The following is a 26,181-nucleotide window of genomic DNA, read 5'->3' as shown; positions in this document are numbered from 1 at the left end:
AAAGTAGACAGGTTATAAACCTTAATTTTTAATTTTTGATGAACACCAAATTATAAATTACAAACAAGTTAAATTAATGCCGAAAAAAAGTCATGTACCATTTTTGAAGGTTCATCAACAAAAATCGATGTTTCATATAAATAGTGATTTCATTAAAAGGTATAATTGTACTTTTGAATATATTCTAAAACTATTATGAAACTAAAAGTCCCATTCTACTACCATATTGTATTATTCATCGGTTTATACATTATTTTTTATCTCTGGGATATTGGAGTTGGAGAAAAAGAGGAATCTTTTATTTTTAATAAATTGTTCTTCCTATTTTCATTTAGTCAATTGCTGGCCATTTTTGTAATTTATATTTTAAATTTCTACACCTTCTGCAATTGGTTTTTAAACAAGAAAAAACTCTTTATCTATTTAATTACAATCCCTGTTTCTTTACTTCTTTTTGCCGGCGTTCGCTATCTTTTTCAGGAAATAATTATTTTTGAATTCACCGGAATTCATAATTACACAGAAAAAAGCAGACAAATTACATTCTACATCAGGGATAACTTTTTCTTCGGATTGCCTGCTGTTATTTTAAGCTCCTTAAGCTATTTGTTCTGGCAGTTTCAGGAAACGCAAAAGCAAAATCAGGAATTACTTTTGGAGAATAAAAAAGCCGAATTTCAAATACTGAAATCACAAGTAAGCCCACATTTTTTATTCAACACCTTAAACTCTTTTTACAGCCAGTTAATCGGGAAAGATGATGAAATAGCGGCAGACATTTTAGTGCTTTCTGATCTGCTCCGCTATGTGATCACAGAGACTGATAAAGACGAAGCTTTAGTTTCTAAAGAAATTCAGTTTATAAAAAACTACATTCATTTACAGCAAAAGAGATTTGAAGATCAGCTTTATCTGGATTTTTCTATTGAAGGAGATTATACGATTGAAAAAATACTTCCGTCGGTTTTGATTCATTTCATTGAAAATGTTTTCAAACATGGAAAACTAAACGATTCTGAGAAAAGAGCGATGATTTCAATTCAGATAAAACATGGATTTTTAGAAATTTCAACCTTTAATTACACTGTTGAAGGAGAAAATTATTACTCAACCGGAATTGGCTTTGACAATCTTACAAAGCGTTTGGAATATGGATATAAAAATCAATTTTTACTTGAAAAAACAGCAGAAAACAATACCTTTAAAATGTATCTGAAAATCCCTTTAAAAAAATAGTTTATGAGCTTTAAATGTATAATTGTTGATGACGAACCACCTGCAACCCGTATTTTAAAAAACTATGTTGAGAAAGTGTCTTTTTTGGAAGAAGTTGGAATTTTTAACGATTCACTAAAAGCATTAGAATTCCTGAATTCCAACAAAACAGATGTTATTTTTCTGGATATCCAAATGCCGCAATTAACCGGATTACAACTCTCCAGAATTATTTCAAAAGATGTAAAAGTTATTTTTACAACCGCTTATCCGGATTTTGCCTTGGAAGGTTTTGAGTTAAATGCAGTCGATTATTTATTGAAACCAATTGCTTTTGAAAGATTTTATCAGGCCGTTTCAAAACTAAATTCTGAGGTTAAAACGGAAATTGTAAATACCAATTCAACTGAATTTATTTTTATAAAAACAGACGGAAAAAATAAGTTTCAAAAAGTGCTTTTAAACGATATCCTGTACATTGAAAGCCTGCAGAATTACGTTTGCATTCATACTTCAAAACAGCAGATTATAACACATTCGTCATTAAAAAATGTAATTGAATCCCTGCCTTCAACTGATTTTATCCAAATTCATAAATCCTATGTTGTGGCTTTAAAACAGATAGACTCTACAGATAGTTTTTCTGTTTTTATAAACACCAAAGAACTGCCGGTTGGAGCTACTTTTAAAGATGATTTCTTTAAACAGATTGATCAAAATAAGATATAAAAAAATCCTAAGTTTTCACTTAGGATTTTTTGTATTTGACAGATAAACAACAATGCAGCTTTGTTATTTTTTGTTTTTACCGTTTTTATAAACTACCTTTTCTACAACAGATGTTTTTCCATTGCCTTTTGGAAATTCTTTCTTTTTAGGTTTTTTAGCACCAGAACCAGGCTTTGACGGCTTTTGATCCCCTCTTCCTTTTTCAGTGTCTTTTGGACTCGCTTTGAATTCCGGTCTTTCTTTTGTACTTTCTTTCTTTGGAATTTCTGCTTTGTGTTTGGCTAAAACTGTATTCGGATTTTTAGGATTTTCTTTTGTCCCTCTTAAATGAATTACCAGTCCATTAAGAAAATTACGCAAAACCTGATCGCCACATTCCATATAATTTTCATGATCTTCAGCTCTGAAAAAAGCACCTAATTCTGATTTTGTAATTCTAAAATCTACTAACTCTAAAATTTCAACTATTTGATCATCACGGAGCATTAAAGCCACGCGAAGTTTTTTTAAGATATCGTTATTTGTCATCGTTTAATTTTTTACAAAGGTACATTATTTTAGAAGTAAATATCAGAACAAAATTACTCCTGTCCCGGTTCTTTCAGGATAATATGTTTTGCCGTTTTTGATGGTTATACCACTGGCAATATCTTCTGCTAATAACAAAGCCCCATCCATATCTACATAATCCAGTTCCGGCAGTAAATGTGCAATTGCCGAAATCCCAACCGTTGATTCCGTCATGCAGCCTACCATCGTTTTTAAGCCTAATTTTTTAGCTTCGGCAATCATTCTCCTGCCAGGTGTTATTCCGCCGCATTTCATCAATTTTATATTGACTCCATGAAAATGATTATAACATTTAGCAATGTCGTCTTCAGCAATACAGCTTTCATCAGCCATAATAGGCAAAACTGAGTTTTTAAAGACTTGTCTTTGTCCTTCCCAGTCATTGGCTTTTAAAGGCTGTTCTATAAATTCGACACCTAAATTTTTCAGGATTTTGGCATTTGATAACGTTTCCTCAACCGTCCAGGCACAATTGGCATCCACCCTGAAAATCGAATCGCTGTGCTTTCGCAATTCGGTTACAATGGCAATATCTTCGGGAGTTCCGAGTTTTATTTTGTAAATCGGCCAAGGAAATTCTTTCATCTTCCTAACCATATTTTCGACAGTGTCAATTCCGATAGTGTAATTGGTCAATGGATTATGAGTAACCTCATAATTCCATAATTCATATAATTTTTTGCCTTTTTTACGGGCGTATAAATCGTTGTAAGCATTATCTAACGCACATAAAGCAAAAGGGTTATTCTGAAAAAACGGACTGATTTTAAGCCAAAAATCTTCAGGAGTTTCATTTAAAGCTGTTTCAATAAGTGTTCGGAATTTTTCAATATCATTTTGCAGTATTGCTATCGAAATATTATAATAGGGATTTGAAGTAGCTTCTCCAAAACCGGAAATTCCGTCTTCCTGTAATTCTACAATTAAAGAAGGCTGAAAATCAATAGTTTTTCTTGAAATTCTAAAAGTGTGTTTTAATTTTAGATTATAGGACCTTAAGATTAACTTCATATAAAAACACTTTTTAAATATTTTTTTCAAATAATGCCGGAAGACTTTAAAACTTCAGACATTGCTTTCGACTTTAGTAAACATTCCTCGTATTCTTTTTCCGGAACAGACTGCGCGGTAATTGCACTTCCAACAGAAAACGAAATATACTCATTTTCCTGATTATATAAAATACTTCGTATCACAACATTAAAGTCAAAATCACCGTCCGGAGTAAAATACCCAACTGCCCCACTGTAAAGACCGCGTTTGGTTGCCTCCAAATCTTCTATGATTTTCATAACTGAAATCTTTGGCGCTCCTGTCATACTTCCCATTGGAAAAGTCGTTTTTAAAACATCAATTGGTGAATATTGACGATCTAATTTTGATGTTACTGTAGAAATCATCTGATGTACCTGCAAAAAAGAATAAATCTTGCAAAGTTCAACTACCTCAACTGATCCTTTTTGTGCTGTGTGAGACAAATCATTCCTAACTAAATCGGTTATCATAATGTTTTCAGCACGTTCTTTTGCATCGCTTTCCAGATCTTGTTTGGACTTTTCATCTTCTTTTGCATCTGAAAATCGTTTTGAAGTACCTTTTATGGGTTGAGAAATAATCGTGTCACCTACTTTTTTCAGATAACGTTCAGGTGAAGCAGACAGTAAAAAGTGTTTGTTATTTTTAAAGAAAACCGAAAATGGTGCTTTTGAAATCTCATTCAGTTTTTGAAATTTCTCCAACGGATTGATAATGGCATTTTCTGCAAAAAATTCCATACAAAAATTGGCTTCGTACATATCACCTGCGTGAATGTGTTCCAGCATTTTTGTTACTTTTTGAATGTATAATTCTTTTGAAACACGCTGCTGTATTTTTATTTCGCTTAAACTCTCAAAAGCGTCCCATTTATTCTCTGTAATTTCTTCAAAATCTGTTTCAACCTCATCATCACACAGTAATAAATATTTAATTTCGAGTTGGTTTTCTTTTAATAAAAATATTTTTTTCGGCTGAAAGAAAAATAAATCCGGGAATTCCAATCCATCAAAATTTGATGAACTTAAAGGTTCTGTGTCATTTTTTAAATCATAAGAAAAGTATCCAAAAAGCCAGTCTTTAGTCGTTTGCTGATATTGTTTTAAATCTTCAAAAGCATTATGATAATCTGTTTTTAAAGATGTAAAAGCGTCAACAGCCATTAAACAATCAAAACTGGAATATTCCTGCGGATAGGAATTGCTATCCAGAAAAACAATCTCACGAAATTGTTGTGACCAATTTAAAAGCTGCTGTTTGAACTGCTCCGGATTTGGAATATGTTTATGAATGGAAACTCTCAAAAATAAATGGATTTTAGACTTCAAAATTACAACAAAAAAAAATCCTTCGATAAAACAATCCTGAAAAATTATTGGCACGCTTTTTAGTATATCGGATTAATACTAATTACTAAAACTTTTCCTGTTATTGATTTAAAATTACTCTTTCTTTTTTCAAGAACAAAATCATATTTACATAGTGTAAATATTTATTCATTAATCAATTTTAAAAAACTTTATGAAAACAATTGCAAAATTAGGTTTGACAACACTAGTAGTTATCGCATTACTATTTTCCTGTAAAAAAGCGGATACCGCTACAGGCGAAGCAACAGCAGATTACCAAAACACAGCTGACACTACTGCTGTTTCATCATCGGCGGCTGTAGAAAAAAAAGACAGTAAACAAAAATTTATCCGAACTGCGGATATCAAATTTAAGGTCAGGAATGTCGCAAAATCAACTTATGCAATTGAAAATGCCACACAAAAATTCGGAGGTTATGTAACTTATACCAATCTGCAAAGTACCATACAAGATCAGATTAAGACAAAAATCAGTCAGGACAGCACTTTAGAAACTACCAAATATGTAGTGGAAAACAACATGACCATTCGTGTACCCAACACCCAACTGGATACGGTAATCAAAACAATAGCAAAACAAATTGATTTTCTGGATTTCAGGATTATAAAAGCTGATGATGTTTCGTTGAAATTATTATCTAACCAGCTTTCTCAAAAAAGAAGCAGCACTAATGAAAAAAGAGTGGAAAATGCAATTGATAATAAAGGCAAAAAAATAAATGATATTATGGAAGCGGAAAATACGCTTGCCAATCAAAAAGAAGCCAACGATAATAGCAAAATCGAAAATCTGTCTTTACAGGATCAGATCAATTTCAGCACCATAACATTACAGCTTTACCAGAAAGAAACCATTAAACAGGAAATCACGGCAAGCGAAAAAGACAGTAATGCTTATAAACCTAATCTTGGAATTCAGGTTATTGATTCTTTAAAAAGTGGCTGGTACATACTTGAGGCAATCTTTGTTTTTTTACTAAATCTCTGGCCATTTATTTTAATAGGCTTAGGAAGTTATTTCCTTTATAATAAATATCTAAAGAAATAAGAAGTGTAATTAAAACAGAATTAAATAAATAAAAATTCATTATATTTGATATAGCATTAAGATAATCAGAATATTAAGCCTTGTAAATTATAAAATTCTCAATAAACCAACGATCAATGCAGAATTTCATTTTATAGAGAATTGCAGACATACGATTTATCATCACATAAATTATATTTTTTTCAACCCTTAAAATCTATTATTATGAAAATTGCTACTATTGTTGTCCGTGTTTTAATTGGCATTTTATTGCTTTTTGCCTCTATCAGTTATTTTTTCCATTTAATGCCAGAACAAGAAACTACAGGAAATTTCAAAGCCTTTAATGTTGGTCTGATGGCTTCCACTTATTTAATACCACTGGCGAAATCAATAGAATTGCTTTGTGGAATTGCTTTTATAACGGGACGTTATGTCACATTAGCCAATATTTTGATTTTGCCTATTACAGTGAATATTCTGTTCATCAATTACTTCCTGGCTCCTGAAGGTTTGCCAATTGCAGTATTGTTATTCCTTGCTAATTTATTTTTAATTTACAGATACTGGGATAATTACAGAAGTGTTTTCAGAGCATAATTTAATTGTACTCAAACATAAAAAACCCGACACTTAATAATGTCGGGTTTTTGCTTTTAATTTCTGTCGTGTTTTACCAAAACAAGTTCAGACGTATCATACCCTATTTCCTGAGCTTTTCTAAGGTAATCTAATTTGATGTTTTCCGGAATAGAAGTTGCTCTCGACAGTAGCCACAAATATTGTAAGCTTTCACCTGAAACAAGTGCATATTTGTAATCAGGATCGATTGCAAGTACATTGTAACCGGAATAAAAAGGACCAAAAAATGAGACTTTTAGCATACCAACATTGTCTTTTGTGACGAACTTGGCTTTCCCGATGCTCTGTTCCCATTTGTCTTTTTTGACATTATAGCCCTTATTATCAACTTTTATAGTTCCGTTGTCGTTTAGCGAATATTCTGCCGTGACATTATTCAAACCTTTTTCATACTTAAAATCTAATCTGGCAATTTCGTACCATTTTCCCAAGTATTTAGATTTATTAAAGTTCTGTACAGCAGTTGCCTTTTTTGGAATCGTTGCACCGCACGAATAAAGCAGAAAAGCAATTCCGACTCCAATTGCAACAGGAGCTATATATCTATTTTTCATGATGTTGTATTTTCTTGTATAAGTAAAGATAACATCCTGATTGTTCTTCTAAGTTACAAAATTTTTCTTTTGGTTTATATTTTTAACGATTAAATTTGTTTAAAAAAAGCCCGCCATAAATAAATATGACGGGCTTAAATATAATTGGAGTAAATACTTTTATACGTGTATTGCTCTGTTCTCTGTTGCTGCCAATGCTGCCTCTTTTACCGCTTCTGCGAAAGTTGGATGCGCATGGCTCATTCTTGAAATATCTTCAGCAGAAGCTTTAAATTCCATTGCTGTAACTGCCTCAGCAATTAAATCTGCTGTACGTGCTCCAATCATATGAACTCCTAAAACCTCATCCGTTTTAGCATCAGCAATGATTTTTACGAATCCGTCTAAATCTCCGCTTGCTCTTGCACGACCTAACGCTTTAAAAGGAAAACTTCCTACTTTATATTCTGTTCCGGAAGCTTTTACCTGCTCTTCCGTTTGTCCAACTGCAGCGACTTCCGGCCAGGTATAAACGACACCAGGAATTAAGTTATAATCGATATGCGGTTTTTGACCTGCTAAGATTTCAGCAACCATAGTGCCTTCTTCTTCTGCTTTGTGTGCTAACATTGCGCCACGAACAACATCTCCAATTGCGTAAATATTTGGAACATTAGTTTGTAAATGATCATTTACTTCAACCTGTCCTCTGTCTGAAATTTTTACTCCGGCTTTGTCAGCATTCAATCCGTCTGTGTAAGGGCGACGGCCAACAGAAACTAATGAATAATCTCCTTCCAGCGTGATGGTTTCTCCTTTTGCATTTTCAGCCTGAACTACAACAGCATCGCCATTTCTTTCAACCGATTTTACTTTGTGGGAAACGTAGAATTTCATTCCTTGTTTTTTCAATACTTTGGTTAATTCTTTAGACAAAGCACCATCCATTCCCGGAATAATTCTGTCCATGAATTCTACTACAGAAACCTGCGCTCCTAAACGAAGGTAAACTTGTCCCAGTTCGATTCCGATAACGCCACCACCAATAATTACTAAATGTTTTGGAACTTCTTTTAATTCCAAAGCTTCTGTAGAAGTGATAATTCTTTCCTTATCAATTTTAATAAATGGTAAAGAAGATGGTTTTGAACCTGTAGCAATCACAATATATTTTGCTTCAATCGTTTCAGAAGTTCCGTCTTCTTTTGCAACTGCGATGTGCGTTGCATCTACGAAAGAACCTAAACCATTGAAAACAGTGATTTTATTTTTGTCCATCAAGTAGTTGATTCCACCTACGGTTTGATCTACAACTGCTTGTTTGCGCGCAATCATTTTCTCTAAATTAATTTTCACATCTCCGGAAACTTCGATTCCATGATCTGCGAAATGAGCAATTTCTGCATAATGATGAGAAGAAGAAAGCAATGCTTTTGAAGGAATACAACCTACGTTAAGGCAAGTTCCGCCCAAAGAATTATACTTTTCTACAATTGCTGTTTTGAAACCTAATTGTGCGCAACGAATTGCTGATACATATCCGCCAGGGCCTGAACCTATAATGACTACGTCAAATGAACTCATAGTTTGTAAATTTTTATTTTTAGCGATACAAAATTAAGGAATAAAGTTTTGTTTAAAGTTTAAAGTTTAAGGTTTTTTGTTATGATTTCTACAATTATTAAAAACAAAGTGATTCCTTTTTGATTTTATGCGTAATGAAATTGAATTTTACTGAAACTGATAAATCGGCTTTACAAAATCTAAAAAATTTAATAAACGAAAATTCGCTAATTTTTGACTATTGGAAAGAAAACTCAAGGCTTTCTGAGAGGATTTTTTGAAGTATGAAAAACAGAATGAATAATTACTTCATTTTGAATAATTTCATAAATAATAACAAATGGAAATTTTACCAAGGTCATTTCGCGATATAATGGCTCTTTTGTAATTTCAAATAATTCTGGATTTGCTTTTAAGACTGTTAGATAAGATTTCAAATACGTTAGAAATTGCTTTCCCAAACCTTTACTTCTGCTTTCATAAAACTCAATAGATTCGTCAATTTCTTTTTCTGCTAATGGTAAAATAATGATTTTAAAAACCATATTTAGCATTCAGACGTTTTTCTACTTCTTCCCAAGAACCTGACTGATTTTCTCCAGAAATATATTTTTCTCTTTCTTCAGCAACCAAATCATAATGCGAATCATAAACTATTGATTTTTTTTCATCGTGATTTATGGCATCAAAAACACTTTCTAAAATTTCTAATTTGGAATCGTCTTCAATGAATTTTCCAAAATCCTTTATTAGTTTATGCCTTAGTTCCTTCGTTTCCATATTATTGTATTTAATTCAAATTTAATACTTTTATTTTTGCATGGAAAGAATGATTCTGAAAATGTTTGTCTCTTTAAGTCTTTTAAAAAATAACTGTAGAATTTTTCACTTCGCTAATCATAAAAGTACTTTGTGTACTACCGATATGTTGCAAGGTTGTGAGCTTGGTAACCAAGAATTCTCTATACGCTTCCATATCTTTTACTAAGACTTTTAAAATGTAATCGTAATCACCGCTTACGTGATGGCATTCTAAAACTTCGTTAAGTTTAATGACTTCGCTTTCAAATTTGGTTAGGAATTCTTTGGTGTGCTGAATGAGTTTTAAGTGACAGAAAACCACAAATCCTTTTTCGATTTTTGATTTATCAACTAATGCTACATAGTTTTTGATAATGCCTTCACGCTCTAATTTTTTGATTCTTTCATAAACAGCTGTTACCGAAAGATTGAGTTTTAAGGACAATTCCTTGGTTGTTTTTTTACTGTCGGTTTGTAATAAAACCAGGAGTTTTTTATCTGTGGCGTCTAAAGTCATTTTAGTTGATGGTTTGTGGTTGATGGTTGTTAGTTGATGAAAGAAAAACTATTAATTTCGAATTCATACAGCAAATTTAGATTAATAATCTTTATAAGATTAGATTAATAGTTTTAAAATCTAATTATCAGAAACATCATTGATTAATTTTCTATTAAAGCGTTATTTTGAATGGATTTTCTTTTGAAAACGAATGCCCTAGCCCTGATAGAAGTGGAAATCCTTTTGTGCCGGGGTTTGGCACAAAAGATTGCAACGGATAGCAGGAATAGCTTCTAAAGAATAATATTAATCTTGAGGATGAGATTAGCTTACGCTCAGTTCGCTGGCGCTCGAGTGCTTCTTTCCTCGCAATGACATAAAAAATGAAAAACTTTAACCCGGCAGATAAAATTCAGGATTTGCAATACTTTGGGGAATTTGGCGGTGTGAATCCCTCGATTTCTGATTCCTCTACTTATACATTTCTTTCGGCCAAAACGATGTTTGATACTTTTGAAGGAAATATGGAAGGGTGCTATTTGTATTCCCGCCATTCATCGCCAAGTAATTTGTATCTCGATCAGGCTTTGGCAGCGATGGAAGGAACGGAAACGGCGAATGTTTCGGCTTCCGGAATGGGAGCGATTACGCCTACTTTGTTGCAGCTTTGCAATGCGGGCGATCACATTGTTTCGAGCCGGACTATTTATGGCGGAACGTATGCTTTCTTGAAGAATTTCGCACCTAGATTTGGTATTGAAACGAGCTTTGTTGCTATTACAAAACTGGATGTTGTGGAAGCTGCCATTACACCAAAAACGAAAGTTTTGTATTGCGAAACGGTAAGCAATCCGTTGTTGGAGGTGGCTGATATTGCAGGATTGGCAAAAATTGCCAAAAAGCATAATTTGAAATTGGTGGTTGATAATACGTTTTCGCCCTTATCGGTTTCTCCGGCTAAATTAGGTGCCGATATCGTGATTCATAGTCTAACAAAATACATTAACGGAAGCAGTGATACAGTTGGTGGCGTAACGTGCGCATCGAAGGAATTTATTAATGCTTTGAAAAATGTAAACTCCGGAGCCAGCATGCTTTTAGGCCCAACGATGGATAGTTTACGTTCGGCTTCTGTGATGAAAAATCTGCGCACACTTCATATCAGAATTAAACAACACAGCCATAACGCTCACTTTCTGGCGGATCAATTTGAAGCGGATGGTTTAAAAACGGTTTATCCGGGATTAAAAAGTCACCCGAGCCATGAATTGTATAAAACAATGATTAATCCGGAATATGGTTTCGGAGGAATGATGACGATTGACGTTGGAACATTAGCTAAAGCCAATGAATTGATGGAGTTGATGCAGGCCAGAAATTTAGGCTATTTGGCAGTGAGTTTAGGATTTTATAAAACATTATTCAGCGCTCCCGGAACTTCTACTTCTAGTGAAATTCCGTTAGAAGAACAAGCTGAAATGGGATTGACAGATGGTTTGATCCGGTTCTCGATTGGTTTGGATAATGATATTCAGCGTACTTATGAGATGATGAAGGCTTGTATGGTGGAGTTAGGGATTTTGTAGTTTTATTTCGCGGAGATACGCAGAGTTTTTTCGCAGAGGATCGCTAAGTTATTTAATCAATTATATCTGTGAAAATAATAAAGCCGTTCTGAATTAATTTTCAGAACGGCTTTTCAACATATAGCTTTTTAACTTCTAACTTTTAACTTTTACCCTCTGCAGGAAAGTTCAATTTACTATTCTTTCTACTATATGTAAAATAAATAAACAATCCTATTAATAACCAGATGATGAAGTAAATCCAGTTCCAGACGCTCAATTCGGCCATCATGTACAGACAGCAGATCAATCCTAAAAGCGGGATCAAAGATAAATTTTGTCTGAATGACCAAATTGTTAATCCAACTAAGACAAATAAGAAGATCCACATTGGAATTTTATGTTTGAATAAACTGAAACCTGATTCGTATTTCAGAGAATTGTCAATTGGCAAGTCTTTTACAACGGCAGCATATTTTGCATTGTCATCCTGATATTGACCGAGTAAATGTTCTAAGTCAGAAGATTCTGCCGTTTTATTCTGAACATCTTTACTTTGCAAATAATTAAAAACCTTTGCAGATTCTTCCTTATCCAGAGAAGTGATAATTGTCGTTGCATCGTTAATTTGTGCCTCATTACTAATAAAACCAATTGTAGCTTTAGTATTAAAAGCAAATGCATAATACAATCCGATTATAATTAAAACCGGCAATATATATTTAGAATTTACATACGGTGTTTTGAATTTTCCTCTTGGAATATCCGTTTTATTCTGCAATACCAAAACTCCGGCGCAAACCAGTACAAAGGCAAATAAAGTTCCGATACTGCATAAATCGGTTACCATTGTCAGGTTCAAAAACAAAGCCGGAACCGCTACTACAAAACCGGTTACGATGGTTGCAAAAGAGGGCGTTTTGAATTTTGGATGAACGGTAGAAAATTTCTTTGGCAATAAACCGTCACGGCTCATGCTCATCCAGATACGAGGCTGTCCCATCTGGAAAACCAGTAAAACGCTTGCCATTGCTACTACGGCACTTACCGCAATAATTCCGGACATCCATTTTAAGTCTAGTTTATCGAAAACAAATGCCAAAGGATCACCAACATTCAATTCATTATAACGCACCATTCCGGTTAAAACCAAGGCAATAGCAATATATAAAATAGTACAGATTATAATCGCCCACATCATGCCGCGTGGTAAATCACGCTGCGGATTTTTACATTCTTCAGCCGTTGTAGAGATTGCATCAAAACCAATATAAGCAAAGAAAACGGCTGAAACGCCTTTTAAAACTCCCGTTGCCCCATTAGGTGCAAACGGATCCCAATTGGCTGTATCTACATAAAATATTCCTACTGCTATCACTAAAAGTACAATACACAGTTTAACGACTACCATTATATTACTGGCGTTACGGGATTCTTTCATTCCTCTATAAACCAGAGCCGTAATTAAAACAATGATAAATAAGGCCGGTAAATCGGCCACAAAATGAAAAGATCCTAATGTTGGCGCTGTTGTCCAGGCTGTATAAGCTGATTGTAATCCGGCATCTAAGTTTTCGTATGTTTTTCCTCCCTGCATTAGAGCTGTAGCATCTTTAAATCCGTTGGATGCTGTTAAATAATCCATCTGAATCCATTGCGGAAGATGAATTCCGCCACTCTGGAGTAATCCTGTAAAATAATCACTCCAGGAGATTGCGACCGTTATATTTCCAACGGCATATTCCATAATAAGAGCCCAACCGATTATCCAGGCAATCAATTCCCCAAAAGCAACATACGAATACGTGTAAGCGCTTCCTGAAACTGGAACCATTGACGCAAATTCGGCATAGGCAAAAGCGGCAAAACCACAAGCCAATGCAGTAAATAAAAACAAAAATATCACGGCTGGTCCGCCATCGGCACTGGCTTTTCCAATCGTACTAAAAATACCCGCACCTACAATAGCTGCGATCCCAAAAGCAGTTAAATCTCTTGTTGTTAAATGTTTTCCTAATGCATTATGTCCATCAGCTTCGTTCTTGGCAACCTGCTTCAAAATATCCTGTACTGTTTTCTTGCGGAATAAACCTGATAACGCCATATGTTGTTCTGCTTTTAAAATTAATATATTTCAGACTTTACGCTTTTATTTTGCAAATAATGCAAAAATTATCCTGAAATCAAATATATAAAACGATTTTGTTTATGTGAATGTTTTTTACTAAGAAATTCTATAAATGTAACAAATTTCGATTCTTTGATTGACAGGATTTGAGAATCCGTTTTTTCACAAATTAAATAGATTCTCACCGTTTATTTTTCAATAGATCAAAAAGATTCCAATAGATTTTTTTAAATTTGTTTTTATACTGCCGAATTTACCTAATATAAAAAATGTTTTTATTGCTCATTTCATCCTGCAGCTATTTCTTTCCTGATGTGCATTTTATAACGAGCTATAAATGCCATATTTCCAAAAAACTTTACGATAATAGTATTTAATTTAAAGATAAATTTTATGAAAAATATTTCAAGACGTTCCTTTGTGAATAAATTCGGCATGGGCGTTGGCGCTTCTGTTATTATGACAACGCTGCCTTCTTTCATGGTTGAAACAGAAAAAACCGCAATTCCTTATACCGGTAAAAAAATAAATATTGCCTTATGCGGTTTAGGAATTTATGCTAAAAGGGTTGCAGAATCTATGCAGGGCTCAGAATATTGCAATCTGGCGGGTATTGTTACCGGAACTCCTGCAAAAGCGATTCAATGGAAAGAGCAGTACAATATCCCGGAAAAAAATATTTATAACTATCAAAATTTCGATGAAATAGTAAAAAACAAGGATATTGATATGGTGTATGTTATCCTTCCTAATAGTCTGCACAAAGAGTTTGTTGTCCGATCTGCCAAAGCAGGAAAACATGTCATTACCGAAAAACCAATGGCGATTACGGTTAAAGACTGCGAAGAGATGATAAAAGCCTGCAACGACAACAGTGTACAATTAGCTGTTGGCTATCGTCTGCATTATGAACCAACCCATTTAGAAATTAAAAGATTAGGACAGGAAAAAGTCTTTGGACAAGTACGATATATAGAATCATCCCTTGGATATAAAACTTATGATACCATTGCAAAACCTCCTGTTGATGTCAATAATCCTGCGCACTGGAGATTAAACAAAAAATTATCCGGTGGCGGCCCATTAATGGACTTAGGCATTTATTGTATTCAGGCATGCCGTTATATTTTAGGTGAAGAACCTATTTCGGTTACGGCTCAATTTGGAACTGTAAACGATAAAAAAAGATTTTCTGAAACAGAAGAAAGTATCTCCTGGCAAATGGTATTTCCGAGTGGCGCAATGGCAAATTGCAACAGCTCCGTCGGTTACAATATTGACAGGACTTATGCAGCTGCAGATGCAGGTTCTTTTGAATTAAGTCCGGGCTTAAGCTACGGTCCTTATGAAGGAAAATCAACAAATGGACCTATAAAATTCGCCCCAATTAAACAACAGCAGAAACAATTAGATGAAATCTCTAAATTATTGCTGGAAAACAAAAAACTCCCTGTCCACATTACTGGAGAAGAAGGACTGAAAGATATTAAGGTTATTAATGCTATCTATAAAGCTGCTGAGACGGGAAAGAAAGTTTTATTAAGTTAATCAGAAACATTTTACAACCTCTACATTGTAACATTTTACAGAAATAGTTTACTTATAAATTACACTTAATTTAAAGGTAAAATTATGGCGAAAATTTCAAGACGTTCATTTGTAAATAAATTTGGGATGGGAGTTGGTGCTTCAATGATTGTAACAACTCTTCCTTCGTTTTTATCGGCTCCGGAATTGAATAAAATTCCATACACTGGGAAAAAATTAAATATTGCCTTGTGTGGCCTTGGCAATTATGCTTCAATGCTGGCTGAAGGCATTCAGCTTTCTGAATATTGCAAACTTACGGGGATAGTTACAGGAACGCCCTCAAAAGCTGAAAAATGGAAAAGTAAGTATGATATTCCTGAGAAGAATATCTATAATTATGAAAACTTCGATGAAATAGTAAAAAACAAGGATATTGATTTGGTTTATGTGGTCACGCCAAACGGATTGCACAAAGAATTTGTAATTCGCTCAGCAAAAGCCGGCAAACATGTAATTACAGAGAAACCTATGGCGATTTCTGTTCAGGATTGCGAACAAATGATAAAAGTCTGCGCCGATAATAAAGTGCAATTGGCGATTGGTTATCGTTTGCATTATGAACCAACACATTTAGAAATAAAGCGATTGGGACAGGAAAAAGTTTTTGGTCAAGTCCGTTTTATAGAAGCTTCTCTTGGTTACAAAATACATGATCCGCTTGACACAAAAAGCACTGTCAATTTAAGTGACCGAAACGAATGGAGACTTAACAAAAAATTATCAGGAGGTGGACCATTAATGGATTTAGGAGTATATTGTATTCAGGCGAGCCGTTATATTTTGGGAGAAGAACCCATAGCTGTTACTGCGCAATTTGGAACTGTATATAACAAACAAATTTTTTCTGAAACAGAAGAAAGTATCTCCTGGCAAATGGAATTCCAGAGCGGTGCCGTGGCAAATTGTAATACTTCTGTTAATTACGATATTGACAGATTGTACGCTTCCGCAGATGAAGGTTCGTTTGAATTAAGTCCGGCTTTGAGCTATGGACCATTTGAAGGAAAATCATCCAACGGACCATTGAAATTCCCTGTTATCAACCAACAGCAAACGCAAATGGATGAAATTTCTAAATTATTACTGGAAAACAAAAAACTCCCCAACCATATTACCGGAGAAGAAGGATTAAAAGATATTAAAGTCATCAATGCAATTTACAAAGCTGCCGAAACGGAAAAGAAAGTTGCAATAAAATAGAGTTGTTTCACGAAGGCTCGCAAAGAAGTTCCACTAAGAAAGAAATTCACAAAGTTTTTGCAACATTCTGAATTATTTTTTTTTCACGCAGATTTAAAAAAGTTTTAAGCAGATTTATTATTTAAAATCTGCTCAATCTGCCAAATCTGCGTGAGACAAAAAATCTAAGTCTAAAATCACTTCAAACAGCTTCTCAAAATACTAACCGGATGCTGTGCTTCCCGACTTGTTCCATCATAAATCTGATGGCGGCAACTAGTACCTGCGGCAGCTATTTTTACGTTTTCTGCGGTATTTCTAACTTTTGGGAATAAAGTGTCCTCTCCCATTTGCATACTTACCTGATAATGTTCTTTTTCGTAGCCGAAAGATCCCGCCATTCCGCAGCAACCCGAATTATAAATCGTAACCACATTGTTTTTAGGCAAATTCAGCATTATAAAAGTCGCTTCTACAGAACTCAATGCCTTTTGGTGGCAATGCCCGTGAATCTTGATTTCTTTTTTTTCTTCAGAAAAGGAATCCGGTGTTATTTTACCGTCGATAATTTCTTTTTTAAAGAATTCTTCGATGGTAAACGTATCATGCGAAATTTTTTCAGCCGTTTCTTTATCATCCGCCAGGCGAAGATATTCATCCCTGAAAGTCAAAATAGCCGAAGGTTCTATTCCAACCAAAGGAGCATTTCCTAAAACCAGATCTTTAAAAACATTGACATTATGATTGGCGATTTTCTTGGCTTCTTCCAGAAATCCTTTAGACAAATACGCTCTTCCGCTTTCTTCATGGTCGATCACCAAAACCTGATATCCTAATTTAGTTAATAGTTCGAAAGCATCGATTCCGATATTCACATCATAATAATTGGTAAATTCATCTACAAACAAATAAAGTCTTCCACTTGGGAAATCCGTAGCTGAAGGTTTATATTTTTGAAACCATTTTCTAAAAGTCTTTTTGGCCAGTAACGGCACCTTTCTTTCCGGCGCAATTCCCATACTATTCTTAACGAAAGCCTGATTCGAAATAAAATTCGTAATCGACGGAAACAAACTTCCCATTTTATTGAGTTTTGCATTATGTGCAAAAATCTTGTTTCGGGTCGAGAATCCATTTGCTTTTTGATATTGGTATAAAAACTCTGCTTTTAAAGTCGCCACATCCACATTACTAGGACATTCGCTGGCGCAGGCTTTACAGCTTACGCACAACTCAAAAACTTCGTATAATTCTTTCTGGTCAAATTTATTTTCTTTCTCAGAATACGTCAAATATTCACGCAGCGCATTCGCTCTCGCGCGCGTGGTTTCTTTTTCATTTTTGGTCGCACGATAACTCGGACACATTGCTCCTCCTGCCGATGGCAATTTTCGGCAATCCCCCGATCCGTTACATTTTTCGGCAGCACGCAGAATCCCTAAACTGTCTGAGAAATCCTGAAACGTTTTAATATCCGGTTCGTCTCTTCCCGAAACAACACGGTGGTTTTCGTCCATTTTTAAGGCATTAACAATCTTACCGATATTCAAAACCGAATTCGGGTCAAATGCCAATTTAATTCTTTTCAACAATTCATAATTCATCTCGCCAATCATAAACGGAATAAATTCGCCGCGCACAATTCCGTCGCCGTGTTCCCCGCTTAGCGAACCTCTGTATTTCTTCACCAAAATTGCCACATCGGTCGCAATGGTTCTGAATAACTTAAGGTCAGAAGTTTTCTTCAAGTTCAAAACCGGACGCAGATGCAGTTCCCCCGCTCCGGCGTGTGCGTAATAAATGGCGCCTTGTCCGTGACGCAGCATCATCGCTGAAAACTCCGCAATGTAAGCCGGTAAATCACTCAATTCAACCGCAGTATCCTCAATAGAATCGGCTGCTTTGTCGTCACCTACTATACTTCCCAAAAGTCCGAGACCGGCTTTTCTCAATTCGTTTACCTTTTCAATATCCGCTCCGTAAATTTTTACGAGTGCGTAACCAAAATTATTTTTTTCTAAATCAGCCACCAAAGCATTGGCCTGATTTTCGGCATCTTCCGGATCGTGCGAAGCCACTTCAAACATCATAATCGCCTTAGGTTCGCCCTGCAAAAAGAACCTGTTTTTTACATGTTCGCGATTGGTTTTGGTACAATCCAGAATCGTGTCATCGATCATTTCGCAAGTGTACAAATGATGTTTCATCGCCACCACAACAGATTCCAGCGATTCCTGAATACTATGATAATGCGCCACCACCATAATATTATGAACGGGCGGCAAATTGTCTGTTTTTAAGGTAATTTCAGTTGTAAAAGCCAGCGTTCCTTCACTTCCGCAAAGTAATTTTCCGAGATTTATGGTTGGTTCAGTTCCGCCAAACAAATCCGATTTCAATAAAATATCAACTGCATAACCTGTATTTCTTCTGTGAATCTCCGGTTTCGGAAATTCTTTTATAATTTCATCCTGAGTTGCTTTAACGGAAAGCTCCTCAAAAATGCTTTTGTAAATTTTATTTTCTAACGTATCGCCTTTGGTTCTTTCGATAAATTCCGCCGAAGTCAGTTCCTTAAAAACCACATCCGACCCATCGCTCAAAATCGCTTTAATTTCCACAATTTTATCGCGCGTCACGCCATAGCGAATCGAAGTTGTCCCTGAAGAATTATTGCCCACCATTCCACCAATCATACAGCGGTTGGATGTCGAAGTATTCGGTCCGAAAAACACGTTATGAGATCTCAAAAATAAATTCAGTTCGTCGCGAATCACACCGGGTTGTACGGTAACGGTTTTTTTAATCGGGTCGAAATTCAGGATTTTGGTAAAGTTCTTCGAAACATCCACCACAATTCCGTCGCCAACTGTTTGTCCGGCAAGTGAAGTTCCGGCTGTTCTTGGCGTAATCGAAATATGGTGCTCCGCCGCAAACCGAATCACTTTACTGATATCTGCTATCGTTTTAGGCACGGCAACCGCTTTTGGTTTGATCCGGTACACCGAAGCATCGGTCGAATAAAGCGTTTTATGAAGATCATCGTATAAAAGTGTTCCTTCTAATGATGCTGATAATTGTTGTAACTCTTTAATTAATGACATTATAGCTGAATTTATGGCCTAAAACGGATTGTGTTCTGAGTTACAAAAATACTTTTTTTTAGGTTCTGAGTTACACAGCAACAAAGGTTCAACGCTTTTTTTGTGATAATTTCATTTCAGGACCAATTGAAGCTTTTGAAATTTGGTTTTTTAGAATTGCAATTGATTTTTTGAAGTTGACATTGTCATTGATATTGCCTTTTGACATTGATCAGAAGCTTTTCCTGCTGTCCTTCCAATCTTTTATGCCGAACCCCGGCACAAAAGGATTTTCCCTCCCATCAGGGCTAGGACTTTTGGTTTATAAGACGTGTTAGAATGAACAAAAACCATCACGATTTGTTTATGACCGAATTTAAAAACGCCATAGCTTCTTTCCATTTATTAAAATTAGACAAATAAATTTCGCGGTATTGGGCTATGATATCCTGATGTTTAGTTTGAAATTCAGTCGTCATTTCATCATTCGAATTATGGTCTCTAAAAACAGTTTCAAAATTAAAGACATTCCCCACCATCATTTTGTAATCAGCCACTAAATCCTGATGTCTGTTGGAATTCAGAATCGGTTTTATTTCGGCATTATAAAAAGCCATTGCAGTTTCGTTTACCGCCAGTCCGTGTGGAATCCAATTTCCTTCCAGAGCGTCTTCTTCATACTTGAAAAAGTCCGTAACTAATTTATCCGAAAACCATTCGGGCAGTTCAATGTTGGGCGGATCTTCGTCTGACAATTCATTCGACTTGCTGTGAAATTCCGAATTCGGAATCATAGACGAATTGTACAAATACCATTCGGAGTCCATGATCAAATAAATGATATTTCGGGTTTTTAGTTTCGCAAGCCAGGTTCTGTAACGCACAGGGCTTTTAGGAAACAATCCCGGATCGATCACCATTTTGCGGACTTTATTTCCAATTCTGACTTGTAGTACCGGAGCCACGTGATAACCCCAGTCTATTTTTCCGGTTGGCGAAATATTCTTTTTATCGGCAAACGAAATCAATCGCGAACTCGTCATCGAATACACTACCGGCGCAAAGGCCCAGATTTTGGCACATTGGTATCCTTTAGATTCTAATAACAATTTGATGTAATGCGAAATATTATGGCAGTTCGCCTGCTGATAACCAAAAGGAAGTCCTGATTTTATAATTTCTGCAAATAAAGCATTTGCTGTATCTAAGTTCAATACAGAAGCTTTTCGCGGTGTTAAAAGAGGATGCCTTTTGATAGTCTGATTGTTTTAAATAATGAATTCTAAGTTTTGCTGCCAAGTAAAGTTAACGAATTTGTTGTGGGAAGAATTCTTTCTGAAAAAAAAATTATGAAGTAACGATGTGGTTTTAAGGATTCCACAATTATCTAAATCAGGAATTACTATCTTCTAATTTTATAGACGAATATTACTAATTCCTAAATAATTCAGATTTGAAATTGTAACTAATTAAATAATTAGTAATCGGTACTGTACCTAATAATTGCAATTTAAAAAAAGCTTTCTTGCTGTTTTTCTAAATATTTTGTTAATATAAATTAATAAAAATATAAACAAAAAAATATAAAATAATAGGTCACAATAGCCTATTATAACCCTTATAAAACGGACAATAGAACAAAAAAGCATTTAAATTTAAAAACACAAATAGAAAATAATGTTTAACATTTTTTAAAATATATTAAACAAAATAGAAAATTAATTATTAACTTCATTCTCCCAATAAAAACGATTTTATCAACATTAAACAACAAAAAATGAAAAATTTATCGATTATTAAAAAAGTATTATTTCTTATTTTCTTTACATCATTAATTACATCGTGTAATAACGATGACGACAATCCTGCTGTTGCAGACACTACCATAACAGGTATTGCATCCCAAAATAAGGATTTCTCGATTTTAGTGGAAGCCTTAACAAAAGCTGACCTGGCCTTAACGCTTAAAGGCGCGGGACCATTTACTGTTTTTGCCCCTACAAACGCTGCCTTCACAGCTTTTTTAAAAACTACTCCTTATGCTACCATTAATGAGGTACCAACGGATGTATTAAAGCAAATTTTACTAAATCATGTAGTGTCTGGTAACGTAAAATCTACGGATTTAACGACGGGTTATATTAAAACACTTGCAAAAGGAGGAGCCTCTGCAACCAATACGCTTAGTATGTTTGTAGACCTTTCATCCGGAGTAAAGTTAAATGGCGTTGCAAAAGTAATCACGCCTAACATCATAGCGTCAAATGGGGTTATTCATAGTGTAGATGCTGTAATTGGTCTTCCAACTATTGTTGATCATGCTAAAGCAAACCCAAATTTCACCACTTTGGTAGCAGCATTAACGTACAATCCGGCATCTGGTTTTGCAGCAACATTATCCGGAACAGCTAATTCCCCATTTACTGTATTTGCACCAACAAATGCAGCTTTTGGCGCATTTTTAACCGAAACTGGCTATACAGGATTAGCTGATATTCCAGCGGCTGTTTTAGAAAAAACGTTAAAATATCATGTGGTTACAGGAGCGAATGTTCAAGCGGCACAACTGACAAACGACCAGGTTATTACCACATTTTCGGGACAAAACGTAACAGTAAAATTTACGCCTACCCGTTTGTTGGATGTTAGTAACAGAAACAGCAATATTGTAGCCACTGATGTGCAATGTTCTAATGGAATCATCCACGTATTGGATAAAGTTCTATTGCCTACTTTTTAATAAACTATTTAATTTTGGTTCAGTTAATTTTATTTGTTTAACAAAAAAGCTCCTTTTCATAAGGAGCTTTTTATTTTTTACAGCTATTTAATAGCGATATGAATTGAAACCGATAATTGAAGTTCCTTAGAATCAACGTAATATGCATGATGCGATCTTTCCAAGCTAAGGAATGAATCAATTTGGAATTTCAGGAGCTATTTCCTGCTGTCCTTCCAATCTTTTATGCCGAACCCCGGCACAAAAGGATTTTCCCTCCCATCAGGGCTAGGGCAATTCGTTTTATAACGCGTTTTGTTGGATAAAAGGTTTAAAATTTTCAAAACAATGTGTTTGAATTTTATCGCTAATCTTTTCTGCAGAAACATTTCCATCAGAATTATGGATAAAAAGCAAATTGTTGAAAACAATAATTATCAAAAACATTTTTTAATTTGTATGTTTTCTTTTCATTTTAAGTAGACTCTCTGATTTCGTGAATTAATGTTGCCTAACGTTTGGTCGCTTGGCGATGTGGCGGATTAAACAAGTGTAATCTTCGATTAATGACTAATTTCACAAGTACAAAACCATCTTCAAATTAAGCCTAATCCCACCATAACCAAATGATGGTTGGCAGATGTCTTTATAGTTCGATAAACTCATTCGGTATACAAGCATTCGCAAACAATTCACCAAATTCCATTAATCTTCTTTCGCTATTTATAAATACTCCCGTTTGTTTTTGTGTTATTGTGTCATAAATTACTTCTTGCTGACCAACTTGCCAAGTTACTGCAAGATTTAAACTATTTAAATGATTCATATTCATCCAAAAATTTTGTGGAAAATCGAGTTTTTCTATTGGGAATTCTTCCAAAAGTATTTCTTGATTTGTAAAAGAGTTTAATTCTTCATTATAATCTGATTTTTGTTTCAATTTATAACTTTTCTGTTTGAGATAAAACAATATTACTGCTTCATCTCTACTTAACTGTTTGATTATACTTGGAAATGCTGGATGAGCCAAATCTTGTTTAGATTTGTCAATAGAAATTGCTAAAAGATTAACAAATAATTCGCTTAACAAAGTATTTTCATATGTTAAACTTAAACCTTCTAATGTTGGAATTACAATTTGAGGATGACCTTCGATTAAGTTTTCCTTGTCAACTTTTTCTGAGACTTTTTCCAAGTATTTTTCCCATCTATCGTGTTGCTTCGATAAATACTCAAATGGAGCAAGTAAAAATCTTGAAGTTTTCGCAACACTTTCGAGCGATTTTCCAATTTGCTTCATTGCAGGACTTAAAGCATCTTCATACACTTTGTCAATAGGAATTAAACTCTTTATTTCATCTTCCATCATACTTTCGTTTTTGTCAAAATATCTGCCAACTCATTTATATGTATGACAAAATCACGCAAAGCCATCCTATTTTAGGGTAGATATGTCTGATCACTGCATACAATATTATTTACGAATGTATAAATAAATTTTTACAAACCATTAGATGTAATTCTATTTGATGTACTCTTTTAGCAAAAAAGTATAGTAAAATTACAGAGTATTTTCAATATGATTTTTAATAGCTTAGCCGAGAACTCAAACACTCATAATATGGCGAAAAAAATGAGACGTTATACCCCTGATTTTAAAGAAAATGCCGTTTTGTTAAGTTATAACAGAAAAAATGTTATTGACACTTCCATAGAACTTGATATCTCTCCAAAATTACTTTCTAAATGGCGCGCAGTCTATAGGAAATTCGGGAATGGAAGTTTTCCCGGCAAAGGCAGAAAAAGAGTTTACTATGAAGACAAGAAGATTTTTGAATTAGAAAAAGAACTTTCAGAATCACAGTTAAGATTGGAAATACTGAAAAAAGGCATAAAATTTAAACCCCAGGGCAAAGATGCGCTTTACAACTTTATCAATGAAAATAAAAAAAAATATCCTATTGGTATTATGTGCGAGGTTTTGGGAGCTTCAACTTCAACTTACAATTTATGGACGAAACAGCCTACTTCAAAAAGTGAAGCCCGTGTCAGATTGCTTAAAGAGACAATAACTTCCGTATTTTATGAATTTAATCAACATTACGGATGCATCAGAATCACAAGAGAACTGCGCAAACAGGGATTTCAAATATCTGAAGGGCAGGTTTCATTTTATATGAAACAGCTGAAACTTAGAAGCAAAGTCAAAAAGAAATTCAAAATAACTACTGATTCAAAGCACAATTTGTACACGTCGCCCAACATTCTGAACAGGCAGTTTAAAACAGATAAGCCTTCTAATGTTTGGGTTTCGGACATTACGTATATCCAGATTGACAAAAGGTTTTTGTATCTCACTGTCATTATCGATTTATATGACCGAAAAGTAGTAGGCTGGAACATCGGTTCTGCATTATCTACAAAAACCACTAGCTTGCCCGCCTTTAGAATGGCAGTAAAAAACCGCAAAGTTAAGGATGGCCTATTATTCCACTCAGACAGAGGAGTGCAGTATGCCAACAAACTATTCACATCTACTCTTGATAAATACAAATGTGTCCGAAGCATGAGCCGCAAAGCTAACAGTATTGATAATGCTGTTTCTGAAAGCTTTTTTAATTCGCTGAAAAGAGAGTTAATACATATGCAAGGAAGATTACTAGCACCAACAGAAATGCGAATGGAAATAAAGGATTATATAGAAAACTGGTACAACAAAAAAAGAAGACATTCAGCGCTCGATTATAAATCTATTGAGGAATTTAATGCGGAAAATTAATTTTCCAAAACGATAGTCTTTACTTATGAAAGAAAATAAAAATAGTTATAGCCACGATTTAAAAATGAAAGCTGTCATGCTAAGTTTCGAAAAAGGAACAATAGCTGAAGTAGCTCAAAAATTTAATATCACAAGCCACTCATTATTTAATTGGCGCAAGAACTTTATAATACATGGTCCGGAAAGTTTTTCTGACTATGGCAAAGGCAAATTAAGTACTGATGACAAAAAGATTTTTGATCTTAAAATAAAAATTAAAAAATTAAATACACAATTTGAAATTATTAAAGGAGCAGCTGATTATCTTCAAAATAAATCTCTTTCTACATTTCAGTACATAACAGAAAATGAAGACAAATACTCCAGTTATCTGATGTGCAAAACTCTTGGTGTAAACTTAGGCAGCTATAATAAATGGAAATATGAATATGTTTCTGAACGACAAAAATGGAAAATAACGGTTAAAGAAGAAATTACAAGGATATTTATAGCATCCAAAAAGCGTTACGGTTCCAGGCGTATCACAGCTGAACTTCAAAAATCCGGATATCAATTATCTTCAAATACAGTACTTATTTATATGAGGGAGTTAAATCTATATGTTTCTGTGAAAAAGAATAAAACAAGAACTTAAAAAAACATTTGCTCCTTTCGACTAGCATAAAGATTCAATTGTTTACATCTTCATACAATATTTACAATACCTGCCCACTACACTTTATTTTGATTTATTAACTGTGTAAACTCCGCCTGCAAGTAAAATCACGGCCAGACCTAAATAAAGATATCCCTTTTCCTTACCGGATTCGTTGGAGGCGTCAATTTTTAGTCCTAATAAATTAATTTCTTTTGTATTATCAGCTATTTTGTTGATTCCTATATACCCGACAGCGAGACTAATAACGATCAGAATTATTCCTATTATTTTTGATGTATTCATGTTTTTTGAATTTAATTGTTTCTCTAATTTAAGAAAAATATTTTTCAATCAGATGATAATATTTTTTTATCCTAATTGATTATCGAAAATATAGTCAGTCTATGTCTCTCTATCAACTAATCCTGATATACTTATTGTGTCTAATCTTTGCGGGCACGGATTGCAAATCATAAGTGTTCGAAACCTTAAAATTAGTAATTTTACAAGAAACTAT

General features: G+C 34.4%; 23 protein-coding genes. 10 read left to right on the top strand and 13 right to left on the bottom strand.

Annotation, left to right across the window (positions count from 1 at the left end):
* Positions 1 to 195 precede the first annotated feature (195 nt).
* Together ABI657_RS12230 and ABI657_RS12225 are read left to right on the top strand one after the other, a co-directional pair.
* Positions 196 to 1,236 (top strand): histidine kinase, encoded by a 1,041-nt coding sequence (locus ABI657_RS12230; protein WP_348097548.1) that lies wholly within the window; start codon positions 196 to 198, stop codon positions 1,234 to 1,236.
* A gap of 3 nt (positions 1,237 to 1,239) precedes the next feature.
* Positions 1,240 to 1,944 (top strand): LytTR family DNA-binding domain-containing protein, encoded by a 705-nt coding sequence (locus tag ABI657_RS12225; protein WP_348097547.1) that lies wholly within the window; start codon positions 1,240 to 1,242, stop codon positions 1,942 to 1,944.
* 63 nt (positions 1,945 to 2,007) lie between these two features.
* Here the strand turns inward: ABI657_RS12225 and ABI657_RS12220 are convergent, their stop codons facing one another.
* The 3 genes from ABI657_RS12220 to ABI657_RS12210 are packed head-to-tail and all read right to left on the bottom strand — an operon-like array spanning position 2,008 to position 4,853.
* Positions 2,008 to 2,472 carry a DUF1456 family protein gene (locus tag ABI657_RS12220; RefSeq protein WP_348097546.1) on the bottom strand — a complete coding sequence of 155 codons (465 nt, stop codon included), beginning with the start codon at positions 2,470 to 2,472 and terminating at the stop codon, positions 2,008 to 2,010.
* 42 nt (positions 2,473 to 2,514) lie between these two features.
* Entirely contained in the window at positions 2,515 to 3,525 is a 1,011-nt protein-coding gene (locus ABI657_RS12215; RefSeq protein ID WP_348097545.1) for a dipeptide epimerase, read from the bottom strand.
* Positions 3,526 to 3,551: 26 nt separating this feature from the next.
* Positions 3,552 to 4,853, bottom strand: a complete 1,302-nt coding sequence (locus ABI657_RS12210) for an anthranilate synthase component I family protein (protein ID WP_348097544.1) — start codon at positions 4,851 to 4,853, stop codon at positions 3,552 to 3,554.
* 217 nt (positions 4,854 to 5,070) lie between these two features.
* On the opposite strand from ABI657_RS12210, the gene ABI657_RS12205 reads away from it, so the two are divergent.
* Positions 5,071 to 5,967: a DUF4349 domain-containing protein gene (locus ABI657_RS12205; RefSeq protein ID WP_348097543.1), complete on the top strand. Its 897-nt coding sequence runs from the start codon at positions 5,071 to 5,073 to the stop codon at positions 5,965 to 5,967.
* A gap of 204 nt (positions 5,968 to 6,171) precedes the next feature.
* Positions 6,172 to 6,546, top strand: a complete 375-nt coding sequence (locus ABI657_RS12200) for a DoxX family membrane protein (RefSeq protein ID WP_348097542.1) — start codon at positions 6,172 to 6,174, stop codon at positions 6,544 to 6,546.
* Positions 6,547 to 6,602: 56 nt separating this feature from the next.
* On the opposite strand, the gene ABI657_RS12195 is transcribed toward ABI657_RS12200, so the two are convergent.
* The 5 genes from ABI657_RS12195 to ABI657_RS12175 form a co-directional block, all read right to left on the bottom strand.
* On the bottom strand, positions 6,603 to 7,142 hold the full coding sequence (locus tag ABI657_RS12195) for a lipocalin family protein (RefSeq protein ID WP_348097541.1): 540 nt from the start codon (positions 7,140 to 7,142) through the stop codon (positions 6,603 to 6,605).
* A gap of 159 nt (positions 7,143 to 7,301) precedes the next feature.
* Entirely contained in the window at positions 7,302 to 8,705 is a 1,404-nt protein-coding gene (gene lpdA, locus ABI657_RS12190; RefSeq protein ID WP_348097540.1) for a dihydrolipoyl dehydrogenase, read from the bottom strand.
* A gap of 233 nt (positions 8,706 to 8,938) precedes the next feature.
* Positions 8,939 to 9,229: a type II toxin-antitoxin system RelE/ParE family toxin gene (locus tag ABI657_RS12185; protein WP_348097539.1), complete on the bottom strand. Its 291-nt coding sequence runs from the start codon at positions 9,227 to 9,229 to the stop codon at positions 8,939 to 8,941.
* Positions 9,219 to 9,464, bottom strand: coding sequence for a hypothetical protein (locus ABI657_RS12180; RefSeq protein WP_348097538.1), 246 nt, complete (start codon positions 9,462 to 9,464; stop codon positions 9,219 to 9,221). The genes ABI657_RS12185 and ABI657_RS12180 overlap by 11 nt, the downstream gene beginning before the upstream one ends.
* Positions 9,465 to 9,546: 82 nt before the next feature.
* A complete protein-coding gene (locus ABI657_RS12175) occupies positions 9,547 to 10,002 on the bottom strand; it encodes an Lrp/AsnC family transcriptional regulator (RefSeq protein ID WP_133527175.1) in 456 nt (151 codons plus the stop codon).
* A gap of 365 nt (positions 10,003 to 10,367) precedes the next feature.
* Between ABI657_RS12175 and ABI657_RS12170 the strand changes: the two genes are divergently transcribed.
* On the top strand, positions 10,368 to 11,570 hold the full coding sequence (locus tag ABI657_RS12170; RefSeq protein ID WP_348097537.1) for an aminotransferase class I/II-fold pyridoxal phosphate-dependent enzyme: 1,203 nt from the start codon (positions 10,368 to 10,370) through the stop codon (positions 11,568 to 11,570).
* A 142-nt stretch (positions 11,571 to 11,712) separates the two neighbouring features.
* On the opposite strand, the gene ABI657_RS12165 is transcribed toward ABI657_RS12170, so the two are convergent.
* Complete coding sequence (locus tag ABI657_RS12165) at positions 11,713 to 13,653, bottom strand: amino acid permease (RefSeq protein ID WP_348097536.1); 1,941 nt, start codon at positions 13,651 to 13,653, stop codon at positions 11,713 to 11,715.
* A gap of 417 nt (positions 13,654 to 14,070) precedes the next feature.
* Between ABI657_RS12165 and ABI657_RS12160 the strand changes: the two genes are divergently transcribed.
* Both ABI657_RS12160 and ABI657_RS12155 read left to right on the top strand, forming a co-directional pair.
* The gene (locus ABI657_RS12160; RefSeq protein WP_348097535.1) at positions 14,071 to 15,225 is read left to right on the top strand and encodes a Gfo/Idh/MocA family oxidoreductase; all 1,155 of its coding nucleotides are present in this window, start codon (positions 14,071 to 14,073) and stop codon (positions 15,223 to 15,225) included.
* An 84-nt stretch (positions 15,226 to 15,309) separates the two neighbouring features.
* The gene (locus ABI657_RS12155) at positions 15,310 to 16,467 is read left to right on the top strand and encodes a Gfo/Idh/MocA family oxidoreductase (RefSeq protein ID WP_348097534.1); all 1,158 of its coding nucleotides are present in this window, start codon (positions 15,310 to 15,312) and stop codon (positions 16,465 to 16,467) included.
* Between the two features lie 176 nt (positions 16,468 to 16,643).
* Here the strand turns inward: ABI657_RS12155 and ABI657_RS12150 are convergent, their stop codons facing one another.
* Both ABI657_RS12150 and ABI657_RS12145 read right to left on the bottom strand, forming a co-directional pair.
* Positions 16,644 to 19,550, bottom strand: coding sequence for an FAD-linked oxidase C-terminal domain-containing protein (locus ABI657_RS12150; RefSeq protein ID WP_348097533.1), 2,907 nt, complete (start codon positions 19,548 to 19,550; stop codon positions 16,644 to 16,646).
* A 332-nt stretch (positions 19,551 to 19,882) separates the two neighbouring features.
* A complete protein-coding gene (locus ABI657_RS12145; RefSeq protein ID WP_348097532.1) occupies positions 19,883 to 20,743 on the bottom strand; it encodes a protein-glutamine glutaminase family protein in 861 nt (286 codons plus the stop codon).
* Positions 20,744 to 21,306: 563 nt separating this feature from the next.
* Here ABI657_RS12145 and ABI657_RS12140 point away from each other — a divergent pair.
* Positions 21,307 to 22,269 (top strand): fasciclin domain-containing protein, encoded by a 963-nt coding sequence (locus ABI657_RS12140; RefSeq protein WP_348097531.1) that lies wholly within the window; start codon positions 21,307 to 21,309, stop codon positions 22,267 to 22,269.
* Between the two features lie 625 nt (positions 22,270 to 22,894).
* Here the strand turns inward: ABI657_RS12140 and ABI657_RS12135 are convergent.
* Positions 22,895 to 23,617, bottom strand: coding sequence for an Abi-alpha family protein (locus ABI657_RS12135; RefSeq protein ID WP_348097530.1), 723 nt, complete (start codon positions 23,615 to 23,617; stop codon positions 22,895 to 22,897).
* A gap of 252 nt (positions 23,618 to 23,869) precedes the next feature.
* Here ABI657_RS12135 and ABI657_RS12130 point away from each other — a divergent pair, with 252 nt between their 5' ends.
* Both ABI657_RS12130 and ABI657_RS12125 read left to right on the top strand, forming a co-directional pair.
* Entirely contained in the window at positions 23,870 to 25,027 is a 1,158-nt protein-coding gene (locus ABI657_RS12130; protein WP_348097529.1) for an IS3 family transposase, read from the top strand.
* 25 nt (positions 25,028 to 25,052) lie between these two features.
* Complete coding sequence (locus ABI657_RS12125) at positions 25,053 to 25,661, top strand: IS3 family transposase (RefSeq protein ID WP_348097528.1); 609 nt, start codon at positions 25,053 to 25,055, stop codon at positions 25,659 to 25,661.
* An 84-nt stretch (positions 25,662 to 25,745) separates the two neighbouring features.
* Here the strand turns inward: ABI657_RS12125 and ABI657_RS12120 are convergent, their stop codons facing one another.
* On the bottom strand, positions 25,746 to 26,015 hold the full coding sequence (locus tag ABI657_RS12120; RefSeq protein WP_348097527.1) for a hypothetical protein: 270 nt from the start codon (positions 26,013 to 26,015) through the stop codon (positions 25,746 to 25,748).
* Between the last annotated feature and the right edge of the window lie 166 nt (positions 26,016 to 26,181).

The sequence above is a fragment of the Flavobacterium sp. genome, assembly GCF_039930565.1.
In the GTDB taxonomy this organism is placed as follows: Bacteria; Bacteroidota; Bacteroidia; order Flavobacteriales; family Flavobacteriaceae; genus Flavobacterium.
This window is presented reverse-complemented; position numbering and strand designations above follow the sequence as displayed.

Excerpts from the sequence above, each read along its gene's own strand:
- ABI657_RS12230 (WP_348097548.1), top strand. The coding sequence starts at position 196 with ATGAAACTAAAAGTCCCATTCTACTACCATATTGTATTATTCATCGGT.
- ABI657_RS12225 (WP_348097547.1), top strand. The coding sequence starts at position 1,240 with ATGAGCTTTAAATGTATAATTGTTGATGACGAACCACCTGCAACCCGT.
- ABI657_RS12220 (WP_348097546.1), bottom strand. The coding sequence starts at position 2,472 with ATGACAAATAACGATATCTTAAAAAAACTTCGCGTGGCTTTAATGCTC.
- ABI657_RS12215 (WP_348097545.1), bottom strand. The coding sequence starts at position 3,525 with ATGAAGTTAATCTTAAGGTCCTATAATCTAAAATTAAAACACACTTTT.
- ABI657_RS12205 (WP_348097543.1), top strand. The coding sequence starts at position 5,071 with ATGAAAACAATTGCAAAATTAGGTTTGACAACACTAGTAGTTATCGCA.
- ABI657_RS12200 (WP_348097542.1), top strand. The coding sequence starts at position 6,172 with ATGAAAATTGCTACTATTGTTGTCCGTGTTTTAATTGGCATTTTATTG.
- ABI657_RS12195 (WP_348097541.1), bottom strand. The coding sequence starts at position 7,142 with ATGAAAAATAGATATATAGCTCCTGTTGCAATTGGAGTCGGAATTGCT.
- lpdA (WP_348097540.1), bottom strand. The coding sequence starts at position 8,705 with ATGAGTTCATTTGACGTAGTCATTATAGGTTCAGGCCCTGGCGGATAT.
- ABI657_RS12185 (WP_348097539.1), bottom strand. The coding sequence starts at position 9,229 with ATGGTTTTTAAAATCATTATTTTACCATTAGCAGAAAAAGAAATTGAC.
- ABI657_RS12180 (WP_348097538.1), bottom strand. The coding sequence starts at position 9,464 with ATGGAAACGAAGGAACTAAGGCATAAACTAATAAAGGATTTTGGAAAA.
- ABI657_RS12175 (WP_133527175.1), bottom strand. The coding sequence starts at position 10,002 with ATGACTTTAGACGCCACAGATAAAAAACTCCTGGTTTTATTACAAACC.
- ABI657_RS12170 (WP_348097537.1), top strand. The coding sequence starts at position 10,368 with ATGAAAAACTTTAACCCGGCAGATAAAATTCAGGATTTGCAATACTTT.
- ABI657_RS12165 (WP_348097536.1), bottom strand. The coding sequence starts at position 13,653 with ATGGCGTTATCAGGTTTATTCCGCAAGAAAACAGTACAGGATATTTTG.
- ABI657_RS12160 (WP_348097535.1), top strand. The coding sequence starts at position 14,071 with ATGAAAAATATTTCAAGACGTTCCTTTGTGAATAAATTCGGCATGGGC.
- ABI657_RS12155 (WP_348097534.1), top strand. The coding sequence starts at position 15,310 with ATGGCGAAAATTTCAAGACGTTCATTTGTAAATAAATTTGGGATGGGA.
- ABI657_RS12150 (WP_348097533.1), bottom strand. The coding sequence starts at position 19,550 with ATGTCATTAATTAAAGAGTTACAACAATTATCAGCATCATTAGAAGGA.
- ABI657_RS12140 (WP_348097531.1), top strand. The coding sequence starts at position 21,307 with ATGAAAAATTTATCGATTATTAAAAAAGTATTATTTCTTATTTTCTTT.
- ABI657_RS12135 (WP_348097530.1), bottom strand. The coding sequence starts at position 23,617 with ATGATGGAAGATGAAATAAAGAGTTTAATTCCTATTGACAAAGTGTAT.
- ABI657_RS12130 (WP_348097529.1), top strand. The coding sequence starts at position 23,870 with ATGGCGAAAAAAATGAGACGTTATACCCCTGATTTTAAAGAAAATGCC.
- ABI657_RS12125 (WP_348097528.1), top strand. The coding sequence starts at position 25,053 with ATGAAAGAAAATAAAAATAGTTATAGCCACGATTTAAAAATGAAAGCT.